Source organism: Thioclava sp. (genome assembly GCF_048263065.1).
In the GTDB taxonomy this organism is placed as follows: domain Bacteria; phylum Pseudomonadota; class Alphaproteobacteria; order Rhodobacterales; family Rhodobacteraceae; genus Thioclava.
This window is the reverse complement of the sequence record NZ_JBLXEM010000006.1, coordinates 261,931-284,507: the sequence shown is the minus strand read 5'-3', so window position 1 is coordinate 284,507 and position 22,577 is coordinate 261,931. Positions and strand designations below refer to the sequence as shown.

Annotated in this window: 18 protein-coding genes and 4 pseudogenes; 9 read left to right on the top strand and 13 right to left on the bottom strand. The window is 57.9% G+C overall.

What is annotated here, in order from left to right; all coding sequences use genetic code 11:
- Positions 1-593: 593 nt before the first annotated feature.
- From ACN0SD_RS11360 to ACN0SD_RS11330, 7 genes are read right to left on the bottom strand one after another with little or no spacing between them, the layout of a single operon-like run.
- The gene (locus ACN0SD_RS11360; protein ID WP_417808351.1) at positions 594-743 is read right to left on the bottom strand and encodes a hypothetical protein; all 150 of its coding nucleotides are present in this window, start codon (positions 741-743) and stop codon (positions 594-596) included.
- A 35-nt stretch (positions 744-778) separates the two neighbouring features.
- Positions 779-1,837, bottom strand: a complete 1,059-nt coding sequence (locus tag ACN0SD_RS11355; protein WP_417808350.1) for a dipeptidase — start codon at positions 1,835-1,837, stop codon at positions 779-781.
- Complete coding sequence (locus ACN0SD_RS11350) at positions 1,834-2,595, bottom strand: ABC transporter ATP-binding protein (RefSeq protein ID WP_417808349.1); 762 nt, start codon at positions 2,593-2,595, stop codon at positions 1,834-1,836. The genes ACN0SD_RS11355 and ACN0SD_RS11350 overlap by 4 nt, the downstream gene beginning before the upstream one ends.
- A gap of 8 nt (positions 2,596-2,603) precedes the next feature.
- On the bottom strand, positions 2,604-3,431 hold the full coding sequence (locus tag ACN0SD_RS11345) for an ABC transporter ATP-binding protein (RefSeq protein WP_417808348.1): 828 nt from the start codon (positions 3,429-3,431) through the stop codon (positions 2,604-2,606).
- Entirely contained in the window at positions 3,428-4,327 is a 900-nt protein-coding gene (locus ACN0SD_RS11340) for an ABC transporter permease (protein WP_417808358.1), read from the bottom strand. Before ACN0SD_RS11340 ends, ACN0SD_RS11345 begins: the two co-directional genes overlap by 4 nt.
- A gap of 2 nt (positions 4,328-4,329) precedes the next feature.
- Positions 4,330-5,337, bottom strand: a complete 1,008-nt coding sequence (locus ACN0SD_RS11335) for an ABC transporter permease (RefSeq protein WP_417808347.1) — start codon at positions 5,335-5,337, stop codon at positions 4,330-4,332.
- A 46-nt stretch (positions 5,338-5,383) separates the two neighbouring features.
- Entirely contained in the window at positions 5,384-6,979 is a 1,596-nt protein-coding gene (locus ACN0SD_RS11330) for an ABC transporter substrate-binding protein (protein WP_417808346.1), read from the bottom strand.
- Between the two features lie 356 nt (positions 6,980-7,335).
- On the opposite strand from ACN0SD_RS11330, the pseudogene ACN0SD_RS11325 reads away from it, so the two are divergent.
- From ACN0SD_RS11325 to ACN0SD_RS11305, 5 genes and pseudogenes are all read left to right on the top strand, one after another.
- Positions 7,336-7,579 (top strand): annotated as a pseudogene (locus ACN0SD_RS11325) (hypothetical protein); the annotation flags it as partial.
- Positions 7,531-7,701 (top strand): annotated as a pseudogene (locus ACN0SD_RS11320) (ATP-binding protein); the annotation flags it as partial. The pseudogenes ACN0SD_RS11325 and ACN0SD_RS11320, both read left to right, overlap by 49 nt.
- A gap of 167 nt (positions 7,702-7,868) precedes the next feature.
- A pseudogene (locus tag ACN0SD_RS11315) lies at positions 7,869-8,018 on the top strand (ATP-binding protein); the annotation flags it as partial.
- A 726-nt stretch (positions 8,019-8,744) separates the two neighbouring features.
- A complete protein-coding gene (locus ACN0SD_RS11310) occupies positions 8,745-9,140 on the top strand; it encodes a response regulator (protein ID WP_417808345.1) in 396 nt (131 codons plus the stop codon).
- Positions 9,141-9,300: 160 nt separating this feature from the next.
- A complete protein-coding gene (locus ACN0SD_RS11305) occupies positions 9,301-12,462 on the top strand; it encodes a PAS domain-containing protein (protein ID WP_417808344.1) in 3,162 nt (1,053 codons plus the stop codon).
- 14 nt (positions 12,463-12,476) lie between these two features.
- Here ACN0SD_RS11305 and ACN0SD_RS11300 read toward each other — a convergent pair whose 3' ends face one another.
- Together ACN0SD_RS11300 and ACN0SD_RS11295 are read right to left on the bottom strand one after the other, a co-directional pair.
- A complete protein-coding gene (locus ACN0SD_RS11300) occupies positions 12,477-12,851 on the bottom strand; it encodes an Hpt domain-containing protein (protein WP_417808343.1) in 375 nt (124 codons plus the stop codon).
- 17 nt (positions 12,852-12,868) lie between these two features.
- A complete protein-coding gene (locus ACN0SD_RS11295) occupies positions 12,869-13,840 on the bottom strand; it encodes a response regulator (RefSeq protein WP_417808342.1) in 972 nt (323 codons plus the stop codon).
- Positions 13,841-14,213: 373 nt separating this feature from the next.
- Between ACN0SD_RS11295 and ACN0SD_RS11290 the strand changes: the two genes are divergently transcribed.
- Positions 14,214-15,449 carry a response regulator gene (locus tag ACN0SD_RS11290; protein WP_417808341.1) on the top strand — a complete coding sequence of 412 codons (1,236 nt, stop codon included), beginning with the start codon at positions 14,214-14,216 and terminating at the stop codon, positions 15,447-15,449.
- A 363-nt stretch (positions 15,450-15,812) separates the two neighbouring features.
- Positions 15,813-15,998, top strand: a pseudogene (locus ACN0SD_RS11285) (IS3 family transposase); the annotation flags it as partial.
- Positions 15,999-16,157: 159 nt separating this feature from the next.
- Here the strand turns inward: ACN0SD_RS11285 and ACN0SD_RS11280 are convergent.
- On the bottom strand, positions 16,158-17,858 hold the full coding sequence (locus tag ACN0SD_RS11280; protein WP_417808357.1) for an ABC transporter ATP-binding protein: 1,701 nt from the start codon (positions 17,856-17,858) through the stop codon (positions 16,158-16,160).
- Positions 17,859-18,049: 191 nt separating this feature from the next.
- Between ACN0SD_RS11280 and ACN0SD_RS11275 the strand changes: the two genes are divergently transcribed.
- Entirely contained in the window at positions 18,050-19,249 is a 1,200-nt protein-coding gene (locus ACN0SD_RS11275; protein ID WP_417808340.1) for a pyridoxal-phosphate-dependent aminotransferase family protein, read from the top strand.
- 16 nt (positions 19,250-19,265) lie between these two features.
- On the opposite strand, the gene ACN0SD_RS11270 is transcribed toward ACN0SD_RS11275, so the two are convergent.
- From ACN0SD_RS11270 to ACN0SD_RS11260, 3 genes are all read right to left on the bottom strand, one after another.
- On the bottom strand, positions 19,266-19,472 hold the full coding sequence (locus ACN0SD_RS11270; RefSeq protein WP_038132835.1) for a hypothetical protein: 207 nt from the start codon (positions 19,470-19,472) through the stop codon (positions 19,266-19,268).
- 111 nt (positions 19,473-19,583) lie between these two features.
- On the bottom strand, positions 19,584-19,976 hold the full coding sequence (locus ACN0SD_RS11265; protein WP_417808339.1) for a DUF6858 family protein: 393 nt from the start codon (positions 19,974-19,976) through the stop codon (positions 19,584-19,586).
- Between the two features lie 61 nt (positions 19,977-20,037).
- Positions 20,038-21,156 carry a pyridoxal phosphate-dependent aminotransferase gene (locus tag ACN0SD_RS11260; protein ID WP_417808338.1) on the bottom strand — a complete coding sequence of 373 codons (1,119 nt, stop codon included), beginning with the start codon at positions 21,154-21,156 and terminating at the stop codon, positions 20,038-20,040.
- A gap of 118 nt (positions 21,157-21,274) precedes the next feature.
- Here ACN0SD_RS11260 and ACN0SD_RS11255 point away from each other — a divergent pair, with 118 nt between their 5' ends.
- Positions 21,275-22,567, top strand: coding sequence for an MFS transporter (locus ACN0SD_RS11255; protein WP_417808337.1), 1,293 nt, complete (start codon positions 21,275-21,277; stop codon positions 22,565-22,567).
- Positions 22,568-22,577 lie beyond the last annotated feature (10 nt).

Below are 22,577 nucleotides of genomic sequence, written 5' to 3'. Positions count from 1 at the left end.
TATCGCTGAAACCTACCCGCTAAGCGAGCTACCTACGGCGCAAGAGGCATTTCTCCATAAGTCTCATATTGGCAAAATCGGAATTCAGATCTCGGGCTGAAGGTCATGTCGCCAATGTCGGGGAAGGGCGCGCAGTTACTCGCAGGCCACAGCGCCCTTCCACTCAGGCAAGGGGAAAGACACTGTCATGCGACTGGTCGCGCTGGACCACGATTGGACCAACGGACAGTGAGCTGGGGTGGCACGCTTCAAAACAAGACACCTGACCATGTGACTGCTTGGATGCGGCTTGCAGTCAGCATCTGTGACGCGGATGGAACGGAGAAGGAGTTTTCTGCCGATACACCGATTTGGATCGCCCCTTTGGACGAAGCGGAATTCAGCCTTGAATTGCCTGACCTAGATCGTGAGCAACTCGACAATATCAAGTTTTGTGACCATGATAATTTAGCGCCAACGTCTTGTATGACTTAGGGTATCATTGATGTGATGGGGCTTTCGATCTAGGTCCAACTCCTGCGAGCTACCGACGCTCAGCCCCGAAAACCGAACGAGCCTGGCGTAGTGGTCGCCAGATGTCCTATTTGGTCTCGTTAGACCTCCGAAGCATCGGTGGTCCATGGCCCTGAGCCGCCTCGCAGCGCGTTGGGCGGCAGCCGATCCAACGCTATGACCTGAGCGGCCCAGAGCAGACCTTGCATATTGATCGCCGATGTCGGGGTGCAGCGCTCGAGAATCGTCATTCATTGCGCCGCGCAGAAACCCTCCGGCGCGGCACCTACCCCCAGACCCGATTCAGCGCGGCGAGCCAATTGCGATGGGCCAGTTTCTCGATCAGCGGCGCGTCATAGCCATGCGCGTGCATCGCCTCGATCAGGCGCGGCAGGCCCGCGACATCACCCAGATCAGCCGGAATTTCCGCGCCGTCGAAATCTGACCCCAGTCCGACACGATCCTCGCCCAGTGTTTCGATCAGATAATCGAGATGGCGCAACATCGGATCAAATCCCGCGAAAGGTTCGGACAACCCGTCTTCGCGCAGAAAGCCCACCGCATAATTCAACCCCACGATGCCGTCGCTTTCGCGGATCATTGCAAGCTGGCGATCGGTAAGATTGCGCGAGGACGGACAGATCGCATGGACATTGGAATGGGTTGCGATCAGGGGCGCATTCGACAGCGCCGCGACATCATCAAAGCCCTTTTCATTTAGATGGCTCAGGTCGATCAGGATGTGCAAAGCGTTGCATTCCTTGACCAATCGCTTGCCCGCGTCGGTTAGGCCATCGCCCGTGTCGGGCGAGCTAGGAAAGGCAAAAGGCACGCCATGGCCGAACGCCGTCGGGCGCGACCAAACCGGGCCAAGACTGCGCAGTCCGGCGGCGTGCCAAACATGCAGCGCGTCCAGATCAGGGCCGATCGCCTCCGCCCCTTCCATATGTAGGATCGCGGCGATCTTGCCTGCCGCCATCGCGGATTTGATCTCGGCCACTGTGCGGCAAATCTTTAGATGGCCTTCGCGCTCCATCCAGTGCAGATGGCCCACCATTGCCATCGCGACTGGCAGCGCTTGCCCGAACGGGATTTCGGGGGGCAGCGGCAGGTTATAGGGCGGGTTGCGCATCTGGCGTTCGAAATCGGGATCGTCATGCGCCTTGGGCGAGGGAATATAGACGGCGAAAAAGCCCCCCGCGAAACCGCCCGTTTGCATCCGTGGCAGGTCGAGATGCCCCTGGCCGGTATTGCTCAGCCAGGTGGTTTCGCGGGCCTCGGGATCGCGCAAGAGCCGCAGTAGGAAATCGTTGTGACCGTCAAAAACCGGGACCAGATCGCTCATGCTGGTATGTCCTCTTTCGTGTAGCCTGCGGAAGCGCGCAGAAGTTTTGCTGTGTAGTCAGTTTTGGAGCGGCGCGCGCGCAGGTCTTCGCGCGTCAATTCCTCAACTGCAAGCCCACGCTCCATCACCAGAAGGCGCTCGCACATATGCGAAATCACGGCCAGGTCATGCGACACCATCACATAGGTCAGCCCGCGCTCGGCGCGCAGCCGCTCTAGCAGATTTAGCACCTCGGCCTGAATCGAGGCATCGAGCGCTGAGGTTGGCTCATCAAGCAAAATCACCTGCGGCTCAAGGATCAGCGCGCGCGCCACAGCGACTCGCTGGCGCTGTCCGCCTGACAGTTGATGGGGGTAGCGAAAGCGAAACCCGACGCCCAAGCCCACATCTTCGAGCGCTTGGGCAATGCGTTCGTCGCGGCGATCAAACCCTTGGATCGCCAGCGGTTCGGACAAGACGGAATCAATCGTGTGGCGCGGATGCAGCGAGGCGTAGGGATCTTGAAACACCATCTGCACCTGACGATAGAAATCTGGGCGGCGCGGCGTGGCGATCTCGGCCCCGTTCAAGCGCAGCTCCCCGCCCGTGGTCGGCGCCAGACCGCAAATCGCGCGCAGCACGGTGGATTTCCCCGAGCCGGACTCGCCCACGATGCCATAGCTCTCGCCCGGTTTGACCTCGAAACTGACCCCCCGCACAGCGTGGACTTGATCCAACCCGCTGACAAAGGTCACTTCCAGATCATTAACTTTCAGCATGTGTGCGCTCATTCTGCCCAAGCCCCGTCACGATCCAGCACCGGAAGGGGATGACGATCTTCATCAATGTCGGGCAGGCAGTTGATCAGCCCTTGCGTATAGGGGTGCTTGGCCTGTTCCAGTTCCGAGGCCCTAATCTCCTCAACTACGCGCCCGGCATACATCACCAGCACCCGGTCGCAGAACGAGCTGACAAGGCGCAGGTCATGCGAGATGAAAATCAGCCCCATCCCGCGCTTCGTTACGAGGCGGTCGAGAATGCGCAGCACCTCGATCTGGATTGTGACATCAAGCGCTGAGGTCGGCTCATCCGCGATCAGAAGATCGGGCTCGGATACCAGCATCATCGCGATCATCACGCGCTGTCCCATTCCGCCCGACAATTCGTGGGGGTAGGCCCGAAAGACGCGTTCAGGGTCGCGGATCTGCACCGCTTCCAGCATCTCAAGCGCCGCTTTCTTGGCGGCCGCGCGGCCCGCGCCGTGGGTGCGCAGAACCTCCATCAACTGCTTGCCCACCGCCGCCACCGGGTTGAGCGAGAATTTCGGATCCTGCATCACCATCGACATCCGCTTGCCCCGCAAGCCGCGCCATTGTTTTGGTGAGAGGTTGCGCAGATCGGTCCCGTCAAAGTTCAGCCGGTCGGCGCGCGCGCTGCCTGGTTGCGGCGTGAGACCCAAGATCGCGCGCCCAGTCTGCGATTTTCCAGATCCGCTTTCCCCGACGATTCCAAGGCGTTCCCGACCAAGGTTAAAGCTGACGCCGCGCACCACATCAACCGGACCATTGCGGGTCGGAAATGTAACGTGAAGGTTTTGAACTTCGAGAAGGCTCATTTTTGTCCCTTCGGATCAAGAACGTCGCGCAGCCCGTCACCCAGCAGATTAAAGCCCAGCGAGACGACAAAGATCGCAATCCCCGGCATCGTGGCGACCCACCAGTAATCGATCAGGAAGTTGCGCCCGCCCGCAATCATCGCGCCCCATTCGGGTTGCGGCGGCTGCGCGCCAAGCCCCAGAAAGCCAAGCCCCGCAGCCGTCAGGATAATTCCCGCCATATCCAAGGTGACGCGCACAATGATCGAGGACATGCACAGCGGCACGACATGTTTCCAGATGATACGCGCAGATGACGCCCCTTGCAGCTTGGTCGCGGCGATGAAATCGGAATTGCGGATCGTCAGCGTCTCGGCGCGCGCAAGGCGGGCATAGGGCGGCCAAGCGGTGATCGCGATGGCGATGATCGCGTTCTCAATTCCCGGCCCGAGCGCGGCCACAAACGCCAGCGCAAGGATCAGCTTGGGGAAGGCCAGAACGATATCGGTGAAGCGCATCAACACTGTATCAACCCAGCCGCCGAAATAGCCAGCCGTTGTGCCAATCAGCAGTCCCAGCGGCGTCGCCAAGATCGCCACAAGCGCCACCACCGCCAAAGTGATGCGCGAGCCATAGATCAACCGCGAAAGAATATCGCGCCCCTGATCGTCGGTGCCCAGCCAGTAGCCCTCGGTCAGGGGTGGCAGCAGGCGCGTGGTGTTGAGATCCCCCGTCAGCGGGTTATGCGGTGCCAGCCAAGGCGCAAACAGTGCCAGCAGCACCAGCACCACAACGATCAGCAGGCCAAACATCGCCAAGCCGTTGGTGCGAAAGCCAAGCCATGTGCGATAGGCTTGCCCCAGCTTTGCCTGACGGCGCGACAGCGGGGCATCGCTGAGAAGCCACTCTCGGGTCATGCTCATTTCTGGTTCCTCGTGCGCGCATCCAGCAGGGTGTAAAGCAGATCCGAAAGCATGTTCAGCCCGACAAAAATCGCGCCGATCACCAGCGTGCCTCCCAGCACCGCGTTCATATCGGCGTTTTGCAGCGAATTGGTCAGATATTGCCCAAGTCCGGGCCAAGCAAAGACCGTTTCGGTCAGCACAGAGCCCTCAAGCAGGCTCGCATAGCTAAGGGCGACAACCGTCACCAGCGGCACCGCGGCATTGCGCAGCGCCTGCCCCCAGATGATGCGCCATTCCGGCACGCCTTTAACGCGCGCGGTGGTGATATATTCCTGCCCCAGCTCATTGAGCATAAAGGATCGCGTCATCCGGCTGATATAGGCCAACGACAGATAGCCCAGCAGCGAGGCGGGCAGGATGATGTGTGAAAACACATTGGCAAACGCGCCCCATGCGCCCTGCATCGCGGTATCGATCAGGAACAGCCCGGTCACTGGCGTGAAATCATATTCGTAAGACAGATCGATCCGCCCCGGCCCCGAAATCAGACCCATTTTGAAGTAGAACAGCAGCAGTCCCATCAGACCCAGCCAGAAGACTGGCGCGGAATAGCCAATCAACCCCACGACCCGCACAACTTGATCGACAAGTTTGCCCTGACGCACCGCCGCCCAGACACCCAGCGGAATGCCGATCAAAGTGCCCAGAATGATCGACACCGTTGCCAGTTCCAGCGTGGCGGGAAAAACCCGCGCAATGTCTTCGGAAATCGGGCGAGTGGTCAGATTCGAAATCCCCAGATCGCCCCGAAACACGTTCATTAGCCAGATCCAGAATTGCTCGATCAGCGGTTTATCAAGGCCAAGCGCGTGATAAGCCGCGTCATATTGCGCCTGCGTTGCGCGGTCTCCGACGACCGACAGCACCGGATCGACCGGCACGACGCGCCCGATCAGGAATGTTACGATCAGCAGCCCCAGAAAGGTGACCGCGACCGTACCCAATGTGGAGAGGATCTTCATGATCCAGCGGGCGCTACGGCGCCCGCTGAGAGTCGTTGTCACCATATCACTTGGTCACATGCGCGAAGTTGTTGTCGTTAAACGACGGGCCGATGACGATGCCTTTGACATCCTTGCGCGCGCCCAGCACCTCGATTTCCTGCGCGTAGATCACGAAGGGACCGTTATCGAGCACTTTCTTCTGTTCATCGACATACATGTCGGCGCGCTTCTTGGCGTCACGCTCTAGCATCGCGGCATCGGTTGCCTTGGTCAGCTCGGGGATGTCCCAAGCGTTGCGCCATGCTAGCGGTTTCGACGTGGCATCGTCGGAATTGTCCGGGTTAAAGGCAAAGGTCGACGCGTTCGTATGGGGATCTTGGAAATCCGGCCCCCAACGCCCGATATAGATGTCGTGATTGCGCGCGCGGTATTTCGTCAGCGTCTGTTTGCCATCGCCCGGGATCAGTTCCAAATCAATGCCCGCCTTGGACATCGTCTGTTGCATCGCTTGCGCCATCGCCGTGATCTCGGGGGTGTTGCGCGTGTCCATCGTCACCTTGAACCCGTCCGACAGGCCGGCTTCTGACAGCAGTTCCTTTGCCTTGTCGATATTCAGGTTATAGGGATTTTCGTTATAGGCCCCTAAGAAACCTTCGGGCAAGAAGGCTTGGTGAACCTTGACCTTGCCCGACATGATCGTGTTGGCGATCGTGTCATAATCAAGGAGATATTTCATCGCCTCGCGGACCTTGGGCTTGGACAGGTATTCGTTCTTCTGGTTCAGACCGAGGTAGTAAAGCGTGCCTTTGATGCCGCTTTCAAGCTCGATATTCTCGTCGCTTTTGAGCGCCGCGATATCATCCGCCGTCAGGTTACGCGCGATGTCGATATCGCCCTTTTCCAAGAGCAGGCGCTGGGTCGATGTCTCGGGGATGTGGCGGTAAATCACGCGCTTCATCGCTGGGGCATCACCGGAGTAATTTTCGTCGCGCTCAAGGATCACGGCCTCGTTCGGGCGCCAGTCCTTGATCGTGAAGGGGCCAGAGCCCGCGTAATGCGTCTTGAGCCAGTCATAGCCGTAATCGCCGTCCTTCGCGTGCTCCATCACCAGTTTCTCATCCACAACCGAGGCCACGGTTGCGGTCAGACAATACAGCGCCAGCGTCGTCGCATAGGGTTTATCCATGGTGAAATCGAACGTGTATTCGCCGGTTTGCTTGATGTTCTGCTCGACATTGTCGGGGGTGAAACCAAGCTGGCCGATGATAAAGGCGGGCGATTTATCCAATTTGACCGCGCGCACCAGCGAGAATACCGCATCCGCTGCCGTGATCGGGTTGCCCGAGGCAAATTTGCGCCCCTCTTTCATCTTGAAGTGAATGGTCTTGCCATCGTCGGACACAGTCCAACTGTCAGCCGCGCGACCGTAGATGTCGGACACGTCCTTCGGGTTGTATCCGATCAACGTCTCATAGGTGTTTCCCGCGATTTCAGAGGCGGTGAATTCGAAGATTTCCGCGGGGTCAAGCGTGATGATATCGTCAATCGACCACGCCTGAATCAACGTATCGGGCGGGGTCTCGGCATAGGTGAGCGTGGGGGCAGCGCCAAGCAGCAAACTACTTACGGCGACACTGGCCAGAAAACGGCTATGGAACATTTCAGTCTCTCTCTGTTGGCATCGGTTTATTGTGATTGGGTGCGGTGCGACCCTGCCATCAGCAGCCCGCCTCGGCCCCGGCTCCGACATAAATTAAACCAAACGGATAAAATTTTTCGTGTCAACAATGTTTGCAAAACGTGAACTGGGCGCAAAGCGCGCGCACCGCGAGACTACGTTGCGCGCGCGGGCTTTCCCCCGCCAAAGTGACTGTTTATCCGCGCCAGTGAGCGCCATTGTTTTTCAACAAAATGCCAAAACTATGTGCGACTTGCTCCTTTTGCAGGCGGCGCGTAGGCATGACCGAGCGACCCGTTACTATTCGGCATCGGCGTCACTTCCGCCAGTTCATGGATGATCTGCACGCCGCCGCGAAGCAGGCCCCGAAGCTCGGCGCGGTCGGCTTCGACGCGGTCAAGCACCTTGTCCTCTGTCAAGTCGAGAGGCGCCCCCCTAAGGCTCGCTCTCGATGCTTATCCCTATTTGCCAAGGGCCAAGGTCGAGACGACCTCGGCGGCCAGCTACATGGCTCTGATGCCGGAGGCAGCGGAATGCCCCATGACCTCAAGCTCCTGCTCAGCCATCACCTCAAAATGCTGAAGCTGCCAACCTTCCTGCGTGAGTATGAGAAGGTGGCGCACCAATGCGCCACCGAGGGACTGGACCATGTCCAGTTCCTGACGCGCCTGGTCGAACTGGAACTGATCGATCGTGAACGGCGGATAGCTCGGGCATTGTAGCCCGCTAAGCTGATAGGGACTTGGTTTGCGGAGCCCATCAGGGCTAGCGGTCAAAATCGTGCAAACAGGCCGGACACATGACTGCTTCTGACAAATGCACAAATCAGATCAAAAATGTCTTGCTATGCAGGAGCCATCCACACAGGTTATTCGATGAATGGACCGAGACCTTCGGCTCTGAGCGGCTCACCGGCGCGCTCCTCGATCGCCTAACCTATCACGTCAATATCCTGGAGATGAACGGCGAGAGATATCGCCTTGCACAAAGCCGTGCGCGCAAGGCTGGCGTTATCCACTGACCAAAACAAATAGACTTGGCCCTAACGGGCCAAGGCAGCCAGTCAACCGCCAGCTATTTGGTGAGCACGGATGGCTGGCCGTTACCGCCGTTTGCATCCGTCACGATCAACCCCAAAGTGGCCTAATTTTGCGCCCCCGCGTGGTCGACTTTTACTCCGCTGTTGACAACCGGTTGCCCAAGAGGCTTTCCGGGTGGTGGGACTGTCTTAGTATACTATTTGGCAGGTTCGACACGAGATGGCCTTTATCGACAGGTGCATGCGTTCGGCTTCGAATACTGTGTGGTCGTTCCTTCGTTGATCCTTGGTCATCAACATCCCCTTCTTCCCAATCTTGGGAGGTTAAAGGAAATGTCCCGCGAGTAACGGCATATCCACACATTCAACATAAGATGCTGCAGGGGCGCTTCGTGCACAACAGTACACAGTCCGCATGTGGTTTTGGCTGCATTTTCATCTCGTTTTCCTGAACAGTCTTTAGCAACAGATGTTTAGCGAAAACGGCGCACGGAGAGTTACGTCAGCAGCACTGCAAGTCTGCTAACAAGTTCAGGCCGGATAAGCGGCAAGGTAGCGACAATTGGTATGCGCGACTGACAGCGGACAGGTTTCGGCCACAGTTGATCGGGCTTTGCTCAGAAAACGACCATTTTTAGCCTTTTCTTAACGATAAGCAGTGCAAGCAGGCTAAACGTGAGGTAAACGTGGTTTGCTTGAGAGGCAGCGATGAACAAACCTAATACAAGTCCGGCCACCCGGGTGCTTCTGGCCGAAGATGATGAGACGAACAGACAGGTTATACTCGCCTATCTGTCGGCTATCCCCACGCTTGACTTGACGGTGGTCAAGGATGGGCGCGCCGCGTTGGAAACGGCTACGACCAACCAGTATGATCTGATGATCTTCGATCAAAATATGCCCTTCATAACCGGTGACCGCATCATTCGGCACCTGAAGGCCAGCGCATCGCTCAACGCACGCACACCCATCATCCGCCTCAGCGCTGACACATCGCATACAAAAGATGCGTCCATTGCCGGCTCCAGATGCATCCATCTTGCCAAGCCGCTTCGACGAGACGATCTGATTGATACAATCAATTCGCTTTTGGCGAACACGTAGCTGTCGGGGCGGCCAACCTACTGATCTCCCTTGAGTTGTTTTGGTCACATTATCGATCAATGTCAGGAAGAGACGCTCAGGGGCTGGACTGTTGCGAAGGCTATCGCTCTATAGTCGATCTCATAACAAGCGCCGAGCAGCGAAAAAATGGTGAGATTGAATGAGGCAAGACACAAAAGTGGTAGCCAGCGAAGCTTCGCAGACCGACCATACTGGGAAAACGGATAGCCCCATCCTCATCCAGGCATTATTCAAGCTCGCGGCTCTGGCGGATCATGAAATTCGCTCAGGTCTTGATGGCGTTTTGAACTTGCTGAAGTGTGAAATCAACGCTGAAACCATTTGTCTCTTTGCCGTCGCGCCCAGCAAAGAGCTTGATCTGATCCAGCAGATTGGCATCGAAATGCGCCATGAGGCCACGTTGGAAGCGCATCGTTTGGCCGCCAAATTGTCGTCTCAAAACCGTGCGAATACCTGTGGCGAATGCGTCGAGAGCGCTGCGGTTCAAAGCTTGGCGGCGAAAGATGCGGTAGGAAATGTTTGCGTAGTCCTGACGTTCGATGTTGCCCAACAGGTCGCTCGGCAAGCCAATATTTGTGACGATGAAATCGTCAAGATTCTTCAAGCGATCAGCAATGCTTTACATCGTGCCCCGCTGGGCGAAGGTGCCTTGAGAAGCGATCTCGTCGAAGCCGCCGATAGGGTGGACATGGGCATCGCCTTTTTCGATGCAAATGGTCAGATCAGCTTTCGCAATGGCCCCTTCAAGCTTTTCTTCAAGGAGTATGAGGGGTCTCTGGAGACCTTGGATGGCGCGAAAGAAACGATCGAAAAGCTCGCGTTGAAACTTGCCCTTCCGGGGGGGGAGTCAGCTGAGTCCAGTGACCTAGGAAACAAGAGAGTCATGATTTCCAATGGGCGCATCCTTGATCTCAAGATCAGATTGCTGCCCAGCGGGACGACACTTGTTCAATGCGTCGACATTGGTGGTTGTCCAATCGAAAAGGCGCGCATGCGGGCTGCAATCGACGGTGCGGGGCTTGGCACTTGGGAATGGACACTTTCCACGGGCCAGCACAAGATTAACGCGCGTTGGGCGGAAATGCTGGGTTATTCGATTGATGAGTTCGATCTCATGACGTTTGATCGGTTCGAAAACCTCGTGCATCCGGATTCTCTCGAACTTCTAAAGAAAGAGTCGGAAAAGGTTCAGGCCGGTGAGATAGATACAATCGAAGCCGAGATACAAATGTTTCACAAGAGCGGTCGTCTGGTGTGGGTGAAATCTCAAGGGCGTGTGGCCGCTTTTGACGCGAACGGAGTCCCTGCGATCATGTCAGGGATTCACATGGAAATTTCAGACCTCAAGCTGGCAGAAAGTCGTTTGTTGAACCTTCTCGAAGGGGCACATATCGGGACCTGGGATTGGGATTTGATCACCGATACTCAGACAGGCAATCAACAATGGGTTGAAATGCTTGGATACTCTTCCAGTGACGTCGGGCCGATCACCTACAACTCGTGGCGCTCTCTCGTGCACCCTGACGATATCGACGCTGTCGAAGAGGGCGTGAAGCGTAGCATCGCGGGAAAAACGGATTCGCTCATTGCAGAATACCGAATGCGCCATCAGGACGGGCATTGGGTCTGGTTGCTAGACCGGGCGAAGGTCGTATCGCGTGACCGTCACGGGCGTGCGGCGTTCATAGCAGGGCTTCAGATTGATATCAGCGAACAGAAGGCTCGTGAAGAGGCACTTCAGGCCGCAAAATCTGATCTGGTACGCGCATTCAACGATCGCAATACGGCTGAAAAACGGCTGGCCGATATCGCGGCGGTCAGTGACGATCTGTTCTGGGAACAAGATAGCGATATGCGTTTTCAATTCCTGTCGCATCGCAAGTTTCGCAACATGTCGGGCGAGAACAAGCGCGAACTTTTGGGCAGCACCTTACAGGAATGGCTTGAGGATCGCCCTTATGAACGGGCAAGCCCGAACTGGAATAATTTGGTGGCCAAGCTGGAGGCCCGCGAGTCGTTTCGGGATTTCGTTTGCGAAGTCTATTCCAAGCAAAGCGGAGAACATCGTTGGCTACGTTTCAACGGCGCTCCGGCGTACAATGCCGAGGGTGAATTTCTGGGCTTCAGGGGAGTCGGTTCGGATATCACGCAGCTCTATCGTGCCAAGTTGAACGCCGAGGAAGCCAGCAAATCGAAAACACTGTTCTTGGCGAATATGAGTCATGAGATCAGAACCCCTTTGAACGGCGTGCTTGGGATGGCCGAGGTTTTGGACAATACGCTGAGGGACCCCGCCAAGAAAAAGATGATCCAGACAATACGAAATTCCGGGGAATCGTTACTCAACATTCTCAACGACATCTTGGATATGTCGAAGATCGAAGCCCGTAAGCTTGAACTAGAGTTGCTCCCGTTCGACCCCACTGAGCTAGCGATGCGCGTCGAAGAACTGCACCAATTGCGCGCTGATGAGAAAGGTCTCGACTTCGAAGTCAGTATTGGGATGGGCGCGCAGAAATCCCGCGTCGGCGATTCACATCGCATTCGACAGATCCTGAATAACCTGATCAGCAATGCGATCAAGTTCACTGACACGGGTGAAGTGAGCGTCAACCTGAAAGGGAAACCGGGCCGCCCGTTTGTCATTGAGGTTTCTGATACAGGCATCGGGATGAGCGAGAAGCACATCGCCGAGATTCACAACGATTTCACGCAAGCGGACTCGTCGATCACGCGTCGCTTCGGTGGGACAGGTCTGGGCATGTCGATTACCAAAACCCTGATCGAGATGATGCACGGGACCATTTCGATACAGTCCGAGCTTGGCGTAGGGACGAAGATCACCGTAGAATTGCCGCTCCCTGTCGATGAGGGCTTACCCGTGCAGCCAAAACGAGTCGAAGCGGCTGATATGTCGCTGAAAGGGCGCCATGTTCTCATCGCTGACGACAACGCGACCAACTGTACCGTTCTCAAGCACCTCGTTCATCAACTTGGCGCAACCAGTGTTGTCACGTCAAACGGGTTGGAGGCACTAAATGCGTGGGAAGAGCAGAAATTCGATCTTCTGCTTCTGGATATCGCCATGCCGGTGATGGACGGGAAAACTGCGCTTCAGAAGATTCGGGAAGCCGAAGCCAGCAGTGGCCGGCCCTACACGAGTGCAATCGCAGTGACCGCGAATGTCATGCCCTACCAGATCAGCGAATATATCGAGGCGGGGTTCGACGTGACCATCGCCAAACCTGTTTCCGCGAAACAGATTTGTCATGCGGCCGTGGCGCTTCTGGAGGAGGTCTAAAAGCGCGCCTCGGCTCAGCTTTCGGATTGATCGAGCAGCGCTTCCATCTCGTCGAGCAGATCCTCTACGACATCTTCAGCGATGCGCCACGTCTGTGACGCTGCCTGTTTGGTTGATCGCGCAGACCCGATGATGCCGTCCAGCTGCAGCGATATTCTGCCGAGCTGTGGAAACCCCAATGTCTCGGCGACCCCGGCAATTTTGTGGGCCATTTCGCCCATCTCGGAAATCGCGCGGTCCGGGTGTTGAGTAGAGGTCGCCTCTTTCTTGAGAGATTCCAGCACAAGACTGCGCTCCATGAGCGTCGCGACGAATTCCCCTCGGATACGCGCGATCACCGAAGCGATGCTCTGATCTTCGGAGGAGTGTTCTGCTTGCAAGATAGCCATCGTGTCATCCCTTCTTTTCACAGGTCGCCAATGCGTCGGCGATTCAGACGACGTTTCAAAGGTGAATAAGTCTCGACGGCGTTGACCTGCATCTTTGCCAGTTGCAACAGACGCGTCGGCCGCCCGAAGGACAGCGACGGCATGCGTGCGAGGTTTCCAAATTGAATGTCAGGCAAGGACATGTTCGCGTCGCTGTAGATCGGTTCGAAATCACTCATACTAAAGTTCGCTGTCGCTGTCAGGAGTTCGGCGTCATAACCGTGCTCACCCCGCAATATGCAGACGAATATGCCGCCGCCAGAGTAGGACATCATGACATCTTCTGTCTTCAGGCAGTCCTGAACGACGGTGGCAACATCGCCAATCATGTCCACAAAGCTCCCAGGGGTTCCTGCCATAAAGAACTGATCGGCGTTCTTTATCGAGACTGCAAACGCGCGAAGCCCGTGCATGCGTCCCAAGCCGAGCGTCAGCAGGTAGTTTTCCAAAGCGGTCGCGCTCAGAAGGCGATCAACATTGAGCAGAGCAATCGGATCGTCGAATTCAAGGGGCGGAGCGATCGAATAGGATGACAGGGAGGCGTTCGCTGCCGCAGCGGCAGTGGCCTTTTGCTGCATATGCAATCGCAAGACAATTCCAAGGCGGGCCTTGAGTTCGACCCGGTCGAGTGGCTTCGTGATATAATCCAGCGCCCCGGCCGCAAAGGCGTCGTCGATATAGGATTTATCAGACATCGCCGTAACCATGATGATCGGCGTCTCGCGATATGCCGGGATGGTCCGAATATGGCGGCACAACGTGACGCCATCCATCTCGGGCATCCGAATATCCAGCATGATCAAATCATAGGTGTCAGTTGGTGTTTGCAGACGGGAAAGCGCCTCACGACCCGATCCTACCGTATTCACGTCGCAATACCCAAGAGTTTCCAGTTGCGCAGTGAGCAGCCGAAGGAAGATTGGCTCGTCGTCTACAACTAGGATCTGCATGCCTGAACCTTTCTCTGAACTTTGAACCAACCAATGCATGGGTTGATCAAAGACGTAATCTGAAACCTTAAGGCGAGTTTGACCCCATGAATGTGGTCAATTCATGGCTCATTAATAGAATTGTGTAGATTGTCGAATAAATCTGGCGGTGAGCGTCGCCGCTGTGCTGTGCTTCGATGAAATTGGCAACGAATTCAAAAAAAACTTCATCGCACGTAGAGGTTGTGCGCGATTTGCCCAATTTCGAACACATTTCAGCCCTACCAAAAATTTGTGGGCAGGGCTGAAAACAAGAATGGCGCGATTTAATGTGCCGCGTTCTGCACCGCAGCAAGAAAATAGAGGCAGTGCGACTGAACGTAGGAGCAGGAAATTGATTTTAGGCTATATTATTGCAGGTGTTTCTGCCGGGTTCGTCGCTTTCTTCGTAGCATTGGCGCGTGGATATTCCTTCCTCTCGGCCGTTGGAATCTACATGCTGATCGGTTCATCCGCCGTGCTCGGCGCAGCGCTGCTATTCTTCGCGACTGATAGCGTGATGCGCCGGTTCGGTCTGGGCAGAAACGCGAAACAGGCGCAGTCGGAAGCTATCGAGATCACCGGGACCGAACCGATGATCGGACGTGGTGCGAATGACGCGATTCGCATTTTGGCCGTCGACGACGACCCCTTCATTCTTGATATTGTGCCCGCCATCGCAGGCAATGCGGGCTTTGCGGATGTCACCGTGGCATCGAGCGCCGAGGAGGCGCTTGATTTAATCGCCGCAAGCCCGACACCCTTCGACTGCCTCTTGCTCGATATTCGTATGCCGGGCATGGACGGGATTGACCTGTGCGCGCGTGTTCGCACGAATTCCGTCTATAGCGACGCCCCGATCATCATGCTGACCGGCATGCGCGATATCGAGAGCCTCGGGCGCGCCTACAAGGCGGGCGCGACCGATTTCGTGACCAAACCTTTCGAGATCGCGGCCTTTGAAGACCGCCTCAAATCTGCACATAAACACTGCACTTTGCGTCGCAACGACCAGTTGGCCGCGCAGGCCCACGGAATTTCCCGCCAGGATAGCCAAGGCAAAGCTGGTCTTTATGACACGCTTGTTCATGGCGCCCTGCCGAACCTGATCGACTACCAGTCCCTGCAAAACTATCTGCGGCAAATGCCGATCTCGGCCACGGCGCAAGCGCGCGTAACGGCCTTCAAGATCGACCAACTCGACCTGATCTATCAGAAATCAACCTCGGCGCAGTTTATGTCGCTTCTCTCCGAGGCCGCCGAAAGCATCGCCGAAGTTTTTGCCTCGAACGGTTTCATGATGGCATATTCCGGCAACGGAACATTCGTGACGGTCACAAGCCAAACCCGAGACATCGCTTCGCTCGATTTTGAGCAAGCAACCGGCCGCATGCTGAACCACAAGCTCTCAAAGCTCGGGGCGGATCTTGGGATCGCGTTCCATGTTTCAGTGGGTGGCTCGGTTCATCCCCAAGCCCGCGCGACCGATCGCGCCGAAATGGCTATCAAACAGGCCCTTGGCAATGTCGAAGCGCGGTTCGCCTCCAAATACGCGGATCAGACGCCCCCGGCACTTCGCTTGCTGGGATAGGTGCAGGCTCTGTCGTAAATTTCTTGGGGGCTCACTCGGGACACAAAGGTCGCAATACGCTTTCCACAGATGCTGCAGGCGAACGGGGCCGAAATATAAACGCTTTCAAGGGCGTACATTGCCCAAAAGCTGAAATCTCCCATGCGGGGTTTTCTAAGTTTGCTACGCCGTTTTCGATCGCGAACTGGAGAGATTTCTCAAGGAGTGCGGCGTCACTGTCAAACCTGCGACTTGGCACCCTGGCGATCGCAGGTCGCGCGAGCTGTGGCTCATGCCTAAAACGCTACGTCGTTCGAGAAATCTACAGTCACTCTATGTGCCAAAATCCGCTGAAAAATGCAGCTTGACGCATATAAGAGCTTCAACGTCGCAGTCGAAAGGTTCTTCAGGACCATCAAGGCCGAACTGATTTGGCGGCGGCCATGGGAAACACGCAGGCAGGCTTTCATGGCCATCTACGAATATATCAACGGCGTCTATAATCCACGCCGACAACCGTCAGAACTGGGCAGGAAAAGTCCGGACGCCTTCGAACGAGAGGTGGCTTAAACGAGCACCGGGACCGGAACGAAAACGTAACAGGTCCTTAGTGTTCCCTCGCTTCGGTGGGACACAATAGCGAAATACCGGGTGGGGTCGCCTACATTCTGGGGCGCGCAGTTCTTGACTTGCACTACTCCGTTCTGCACGTGGCGAACGCTGCCACCCCTAGTCGAGAAGCTGCATCCTGCACAGGCCCGCATAGGGGCCGTCTTGGGCGAGAAGGGTCTCATGTGTGCCCTGCTCAACGACACGCCCCTCGACGATCACCACGATCTTGTCGGCGTTGCGCACCGTGGACAGGCGATGCGCAATGACCAAGGTGGTGCGGCCAACGCTCAGATCGGCCAGCGCTTGGGCAACTTTGGCTTCGGACACGGTATCAAGTGCCGAGGTCGCCTCATCAAGCAACAGGATCGGCGCGTCGCGCAGCACGGCGCGGGCGATTGCGACGCGTTGACGCTGTCCGCCCGACAGGGCAGAGCCGCGCGGCCCTGCATGTGCGTCTATTCCATCGGCCAAAGTATCGGTGAATTCCGTGACATGCGCGGCCTGTAACGCGCGCTGTACGGTCTCCGGCGCGACATCCTTTCGACCGAGCAACACGTTTTCCCGGATCGTTTCGTCAAACAGCGCGGCATCTTGCGACACGCTTGAAAACTGCGCGCGCAGCTCTGTCAAATCGAGTGCCTCAATCGGGACGCCGCCGAGGGTGATCTGCCCGCTTTCGCAATCCACAAGCCGCGTGAGCAGGTTGAAAACGGTGGTTTTACCAGCACCCGATGGCCCGACAAGAGCGGTCGTCTGGCCGGGCTCGGCTACAAAACTCAGACCGTGCAGCACCTGTTTTTCGCCGTAGCGTAGCCGCACATCCTCTAGAACGATGCGCTTTTCGCTGGGCATAGCTTGGGGCTGGGCAGGCGAGGTAATGCTGGGCGCAGTGTCAAACAGCCGGTAGATCCGCTCTAGGCTGGCCGCCGCCGTTTGCCATGTGCCCGTGAGGTTCGCCAAGCGACGCAACGGTTGAAAGGCCAGCGCCATCGCGGTGAAAAACGACATGAACTCGCCGACGGTCCGTTCGCCTTCGATAATCTGACGCCCCCCGAGCACCAGCACCAAGAAAAAGCCAAACCCCGTCACCACATCTATCAGGGCCGGAATTGTGCCCTGCGTCGCTGTGACCTTGAGCATCGCGACCCGGATATTATCGACCAGCGCGCCAAAGCGGTTAGCTTGATAATCCTCAATCCCGTTCAGTTTGACGGCTGCAATGCCGTGAAACACCTCATCCAGCCGGGTCGAGCGATCCGAGGACCGCTCGCGCATCTGGCGCGTTTTACGCCGGATATAGCGCTGCACAATTGCGGCAGGAAAAATCAACAGCGGCGCGCCGATGACCGCCCAAAGCGTCCAGATCGGATCAATCGAGATCGCGACCGAAAACAGCGAGACAAGCGCCACCGCATCGCGACCCGCACCGGTGATGAACACCTGCCAGACGCCCTGAACCGCGCGGGTGTCGCCCTGCACGCGCTCCATCAAATCGCCGGGAGAATTGTCGCTATAAAACCGCTGATCAAGGCGCAGCATATGGCGCAGCAGGTCAACCTGAAGCGCCGAGCTGGTGCCATAGGCGACCTGCGCCATCACGGTGCGTGACCCGATCGAGGTGACCGCGCGGATCAGAAAGAGACCGAAGATCGCCCCGCCAACCAGCCAAAGAAGGCCAGAGTTTCCCTCTTTGAACACCTTGTCAAATAGCGGCTCCAGCATCCAGCTTAGCGCGCCAAGTGTCGCACCTTCGATAGTGAGCAGCGCCCCTGCAAGCACCATCATCGGCCAATGCGGGCGCAAATAATCGCGCCACATCCGGCTCATCAGGTGTTTCGAGCTATAGGGATCGTTTTGATCGGCCAAGGCGGTCCTGCAATTTTGGCGCACCACGGCGCGGGAGAGTTCTCGGCTTAGCGTGACAGCGAAGGCCGTGCAAGCGCGGCAGCAATTGACGCCCCCTGCGCGCGCGATTACCGATAGGGCGATTTCAATGCCGGAGTATCGCTATGAGCTTGTCCCAAGGCCGCCCTTATCTTGCCATTCCCGGCCCCTCGACGATGCCTGATCGCGTGCTTTCCGCGATGCACCGGCCTGCGCCCAATATCTATGAAGGTGACATCGAACTGCTGGCCGCACGGATCGCCGATGGGCTGCGCCGCGTCGCACTCAGCACCAGCCACGTCGCGATCTATATCGCCAACGGGCATGGCGCGTGGGAGGCCTCGCTCGCCAATATCTTCTCGCGTGGTGACAAGGCGCTGGCGCTGATCACCGGCCGATTTGGCGATATCTGGGCGCTCTCTGCGGCGGCGATGGGTGTCGAGGTCGAGCGCCTTGAGTTTGGTATCAAAGCCTCGGTCGATCCCGACCGTGTCGAGGCCGCTTTGCGCGCGGATACGGGCCATGAAATCAAGGCCGTGCTGCTGACACATGTCGATACAGCTAGCTCGCTGCGCAATGACATCGCTGCCGTGCGCGCGGCGATCAATGCGGCCGGGCATCCAGCGCTGCTGATGGTTGATGCAATTGCGTCGCTTGGCTGTGATGAGTTTCGCATGGATGATTGGGGCGTCGATGTTATGGTCGCGGCCAGTCAAAAAGGGCTGATGGTTCCTCCCGGTCTGGGATTTGTGTGGTTCTCGGACAAGGCCAACGAGGCCAGCAAAAATGCTGATCTTGCGTCGCCCTATTGGAACTGGCAGCCGCGCGCGTTTCCGGAAATGGTCTATCAGTATTTCGGCGGCACCTCCCCGACGCATCACCTGTTCGGGCTGGATGAATCGCTCAAGATGATCCTCGAAGAAGAGGGCCTGCCTCATATCTGGGCACGCCACGGCACGTTGGCGCGCACCGTCTGGGCGGCGTTTGAGGCCTGGGGGCAGGACGGAGATATCGCGCTCAACGTCGCAAACCCCGCGCAACGCGCCCATTCGGTGACGGCGGCGCGGATCGGTGGCGGGGGGGCGCAGCGCTTGCGCCACTGGCTGGAGACTGAGGCGGGCGTGACGTTGGGCATCGGCTTGGGCATGGCAGAACCCGGCACGCCCGAGGCCAATGATTTCCTGCGCGTGGCGCATATGGGGCATGTGAATGCCCATATGACGCTGGGTGCGCTGGCCACGATGGAGGCCGGACTACAGGCGCTGGGGATCGCGCATGGGGGCGGGGCGCTTGCCGCCGCCGCCGCCGAGGTCGCTAAGGGCTGAGGTTTCCCAAAGGATGTCAGGACTGACCGTGGCGCTCCAGCCATTCAGTCAGCCAGCCCAACTCGTCCTCATCCTCGCGCCGGATCGGGGTGCTTTGCTCATAGGTGGCCGACAGGCGCTGTTCACGCCCTGTCTGCGTGGTGCCGGCATAGGCCCCAAAGGCCAAAGCAAATGCCAGCGGACTAAGCATAGCGATGCGGGTGTTACGGGTTTTGCGACTCATGGACTGCTCCTGTTTTGCGACAGAACATGAGCAGTGTGGTGAGTCGGTTCAACTCACCAATGGCGGAGGGGGCGCTTGATCGGCCCCCTTCCGCCGATTTGCATGGCGGGTTTACGCCTTGTCAGCCAGTGCCTTGCACCAGCTTTCCATTTCCTTGGTCGCCACTTCCATCGGCGGCTCAAGGAATGTCAGATGAAAGTTGTCCCCCATATCGGCCACGCCAATCGCACGCGGACGTACGGCCAGAACATGCGGGTTGGGCAGAGCTACGCCGAAACAGAACACGATGTTCTTGGCGTCCTTGATCCCATCGGCAACGGTGCCGTCGATGGATTTCGTATGCGCGTAGTGATCGAACGTCGCGATATAAGCGACCTTGGGATGGGCGTCGATCTTGGCGTGCAACTTGGCGATGATATCATCCACCGACGTGCAAGAGGTCTCACCCTTGGGCAGGGTCATATCGAAAACCGGGTATTTTTCCATCAGCAGAGATTGTTTCATCGCGTTTTCCTTTATCTGAGATTCAGCTTTATGGCTCAGATGCACCCGATCGCGGCGCCAATCAACGTGACAGTGTGGCGCGGGCAGTTTTCAGCGCAGCGGGCAGGGCGGTGGCAAAGGCGTCGAGTTCCGCCTCGGGGCCGACCGAAACGCGGATGCAGCGATCTTGCGGCGCAACGAAAGGCATGCGCACGAAAACGCCTTTTTTGCCTAATTCGCTAAGAACGACGCGGGCGAAAGCACCATCTGCGCCGCAGTCAATTGCGACGAAATTGGCTGCAGAGGGCAGCGCGGTAAGCCCATTTTGCGCCGCGATCTGGGTGATGCGCGTGCGCGCTCCCGTCACCAGTAGCCGCATATAGGCTTGCCAAGTGGTATCTTGCAGCGCCGCCAGCGCGCCCGCTTGGCTGATCCGACACATGCCGAAATGATTGCGGATCTTGTCGAAAGCCGCGATCAGAGATGGGGCGGCCAGCGCGTAACCAACCCGCGCGCCTGCCATCCCATGCGCTTTGGAAAATGTCCGCATTCGGATCACGCGGGGATCATCTGTGGCGATACGCGCTTCGCTCCCCTCTGGGGCAAATTCGACGTAAGCCTCATCAAGCACCATTAGCGTGCCTTTTGGCAGGGCCTCAATCATCGCCTCGACCGTTTCGCGGGGGTGATGGCTGCCCATCGGGTTGTCGGGATTAGCAAGATAGACCAGCTTGGCGTTGACCTCGGTAGCCTTGGCAAGCAGCGCTTGCGGGTCTTCGTGATCCGCATGGTAGGCAACCTTGTGCAGTACCCCGCCAAAGCCTGCGACATGGTAATTAAATGTCGGATAGGCCCCGTCTGAGGTCACGACCGCATCGCCCGGCTCAATCATCAGGCGGCACAGATAGCCCAGCAGCCCGTCGATCCCCTCGCCCACCAGCACGTTCTCAATGCCGACCCCATGCGCGGCGGCAATACCTGCGCGCAGATCATGGCTGCTGGAATCGCCGTATTTCCAGACATCGCCCGCCGCTGCGGCCATCGCTGCAATCGCGCGCGGGCTGGGGCCAAAGCCATTTTCATTCGCGCCCAACCTTGCGGCAAAGGGGCGGCCAGCAAGGCGCTCCTGTTCCTCGGGCCCGACGAAGGGCACGTTGGCGGGAAGGCTGTCGATCAATTTGGTATAGCGAGGTCCAATCATGGCCCAAGGGGTAAGCGCAAAGCGTTTCTGCGGCAAGAGGGCGTGTGGAACTTGGTGCTGGGTCTAGGCCTTATGCTGGAGTATGCAATTCGAGACGACCCGACCGGAGAGCCAGCCGATGAACGCCAGTGACACCTCCTTTGCCACCACCTTGTTTCAGACCCTCACTGGCGATCGTAGCGGTGAGGCCAAAGAGCTAAGCCGGGAAGCCAGCCGCGCCGAACCCGCCAATTTCCTGCGCCATGTCGCCTCGCTGTCGATGACCAAGCTGGCCGATGGGCTGATCGACCCGAAACTGGTGCTGAGCTGGCTGATGCAGGCGCTGGGCGCGCCCGCGTCGCTGGTGTCATGGCTGGTTCCGATCCGCGAGGCAGGCTCGCTACTACCGCAACTGTTCACCGCGCCGCGTATTCGCCGGTTGCCGCAACGCAAATGGGCATGGGCGGCAGGCAGTCTGTTTCAGGGGCTTGCGGCCGCGGCGATCGTGGGCATCGCGGCAACGATGCAGGGGATGGGGGCGGGGCTGGCGATATTGGCGGCGCTGGCAGTGTTGGCGGTGGCGCGCTCAGTCTCGTCGGTGAGCTATAAGGACGTGCTGGGCAAGACGGTGGATCGCACGCGTCGGGGCACCACGACCGGGATCGCGACGACGATTTCTGCGGCGGGGGTGATCTTGTTTGCGGTGATCTTGATTAGCGGTATTTTCGGGCGGATGAACCTTGTGATCGGGGCGATTTCTCTCGCGGCATTGCTATGGGTCGCAGCGGCGGCGGTGTTCTCGACACTGCGCGAAGAGGACCAACCGGGTGCGCCAGCCAAAGGCGTGGGCTGGCATGAATTGGCGTTGCTGTGGCAGGACCATGATCTGGGGAAATTCGTGATCGCGCGCACGCTATTGCTGCCCACCGCCCTTGCGCCGCCCTATATCGTGCTGCTCGCAGCTCAGGCGGGCGATAATCGCTTTGGCGCGCTCGGGGCGATGGTGCTGGCTTCGGCGCTCGCCTCGCTGGTGAGTTCCTATGTCTGGGGGCGGCTGGCGGATCGGTCCTCGCGCAAGGTTTTGATTTTCACCGGCTTGGTCGCTGCGGTGTTTCTGACGTTGGGGATCGGGCTGGATCAGGCCGAGTTGATGAGCACGATCTGGGCCGCACCGGTTACGCTATTCGGGCTGATGATCGGCTATCAGGGGGTGCGGCTGGGGCGATCAACCTATCTGGTCGACATGGCACCCAAGGACAATCGCGCCGCCTATACGGCGGTGTCCAACACAACGGTGGGGGTTATGCTGCTAGGGTTTGGCGTGGTCAGTTCTGCCGTCGCGATGATGGGGCCAGAGACGGTGCTGATCGCTTACGCGGTGATCTGCGTGATTGCCTCGGGCGTCGCGTTCACGATGAAAGAGGCGGGCTAAACGCCCGCCC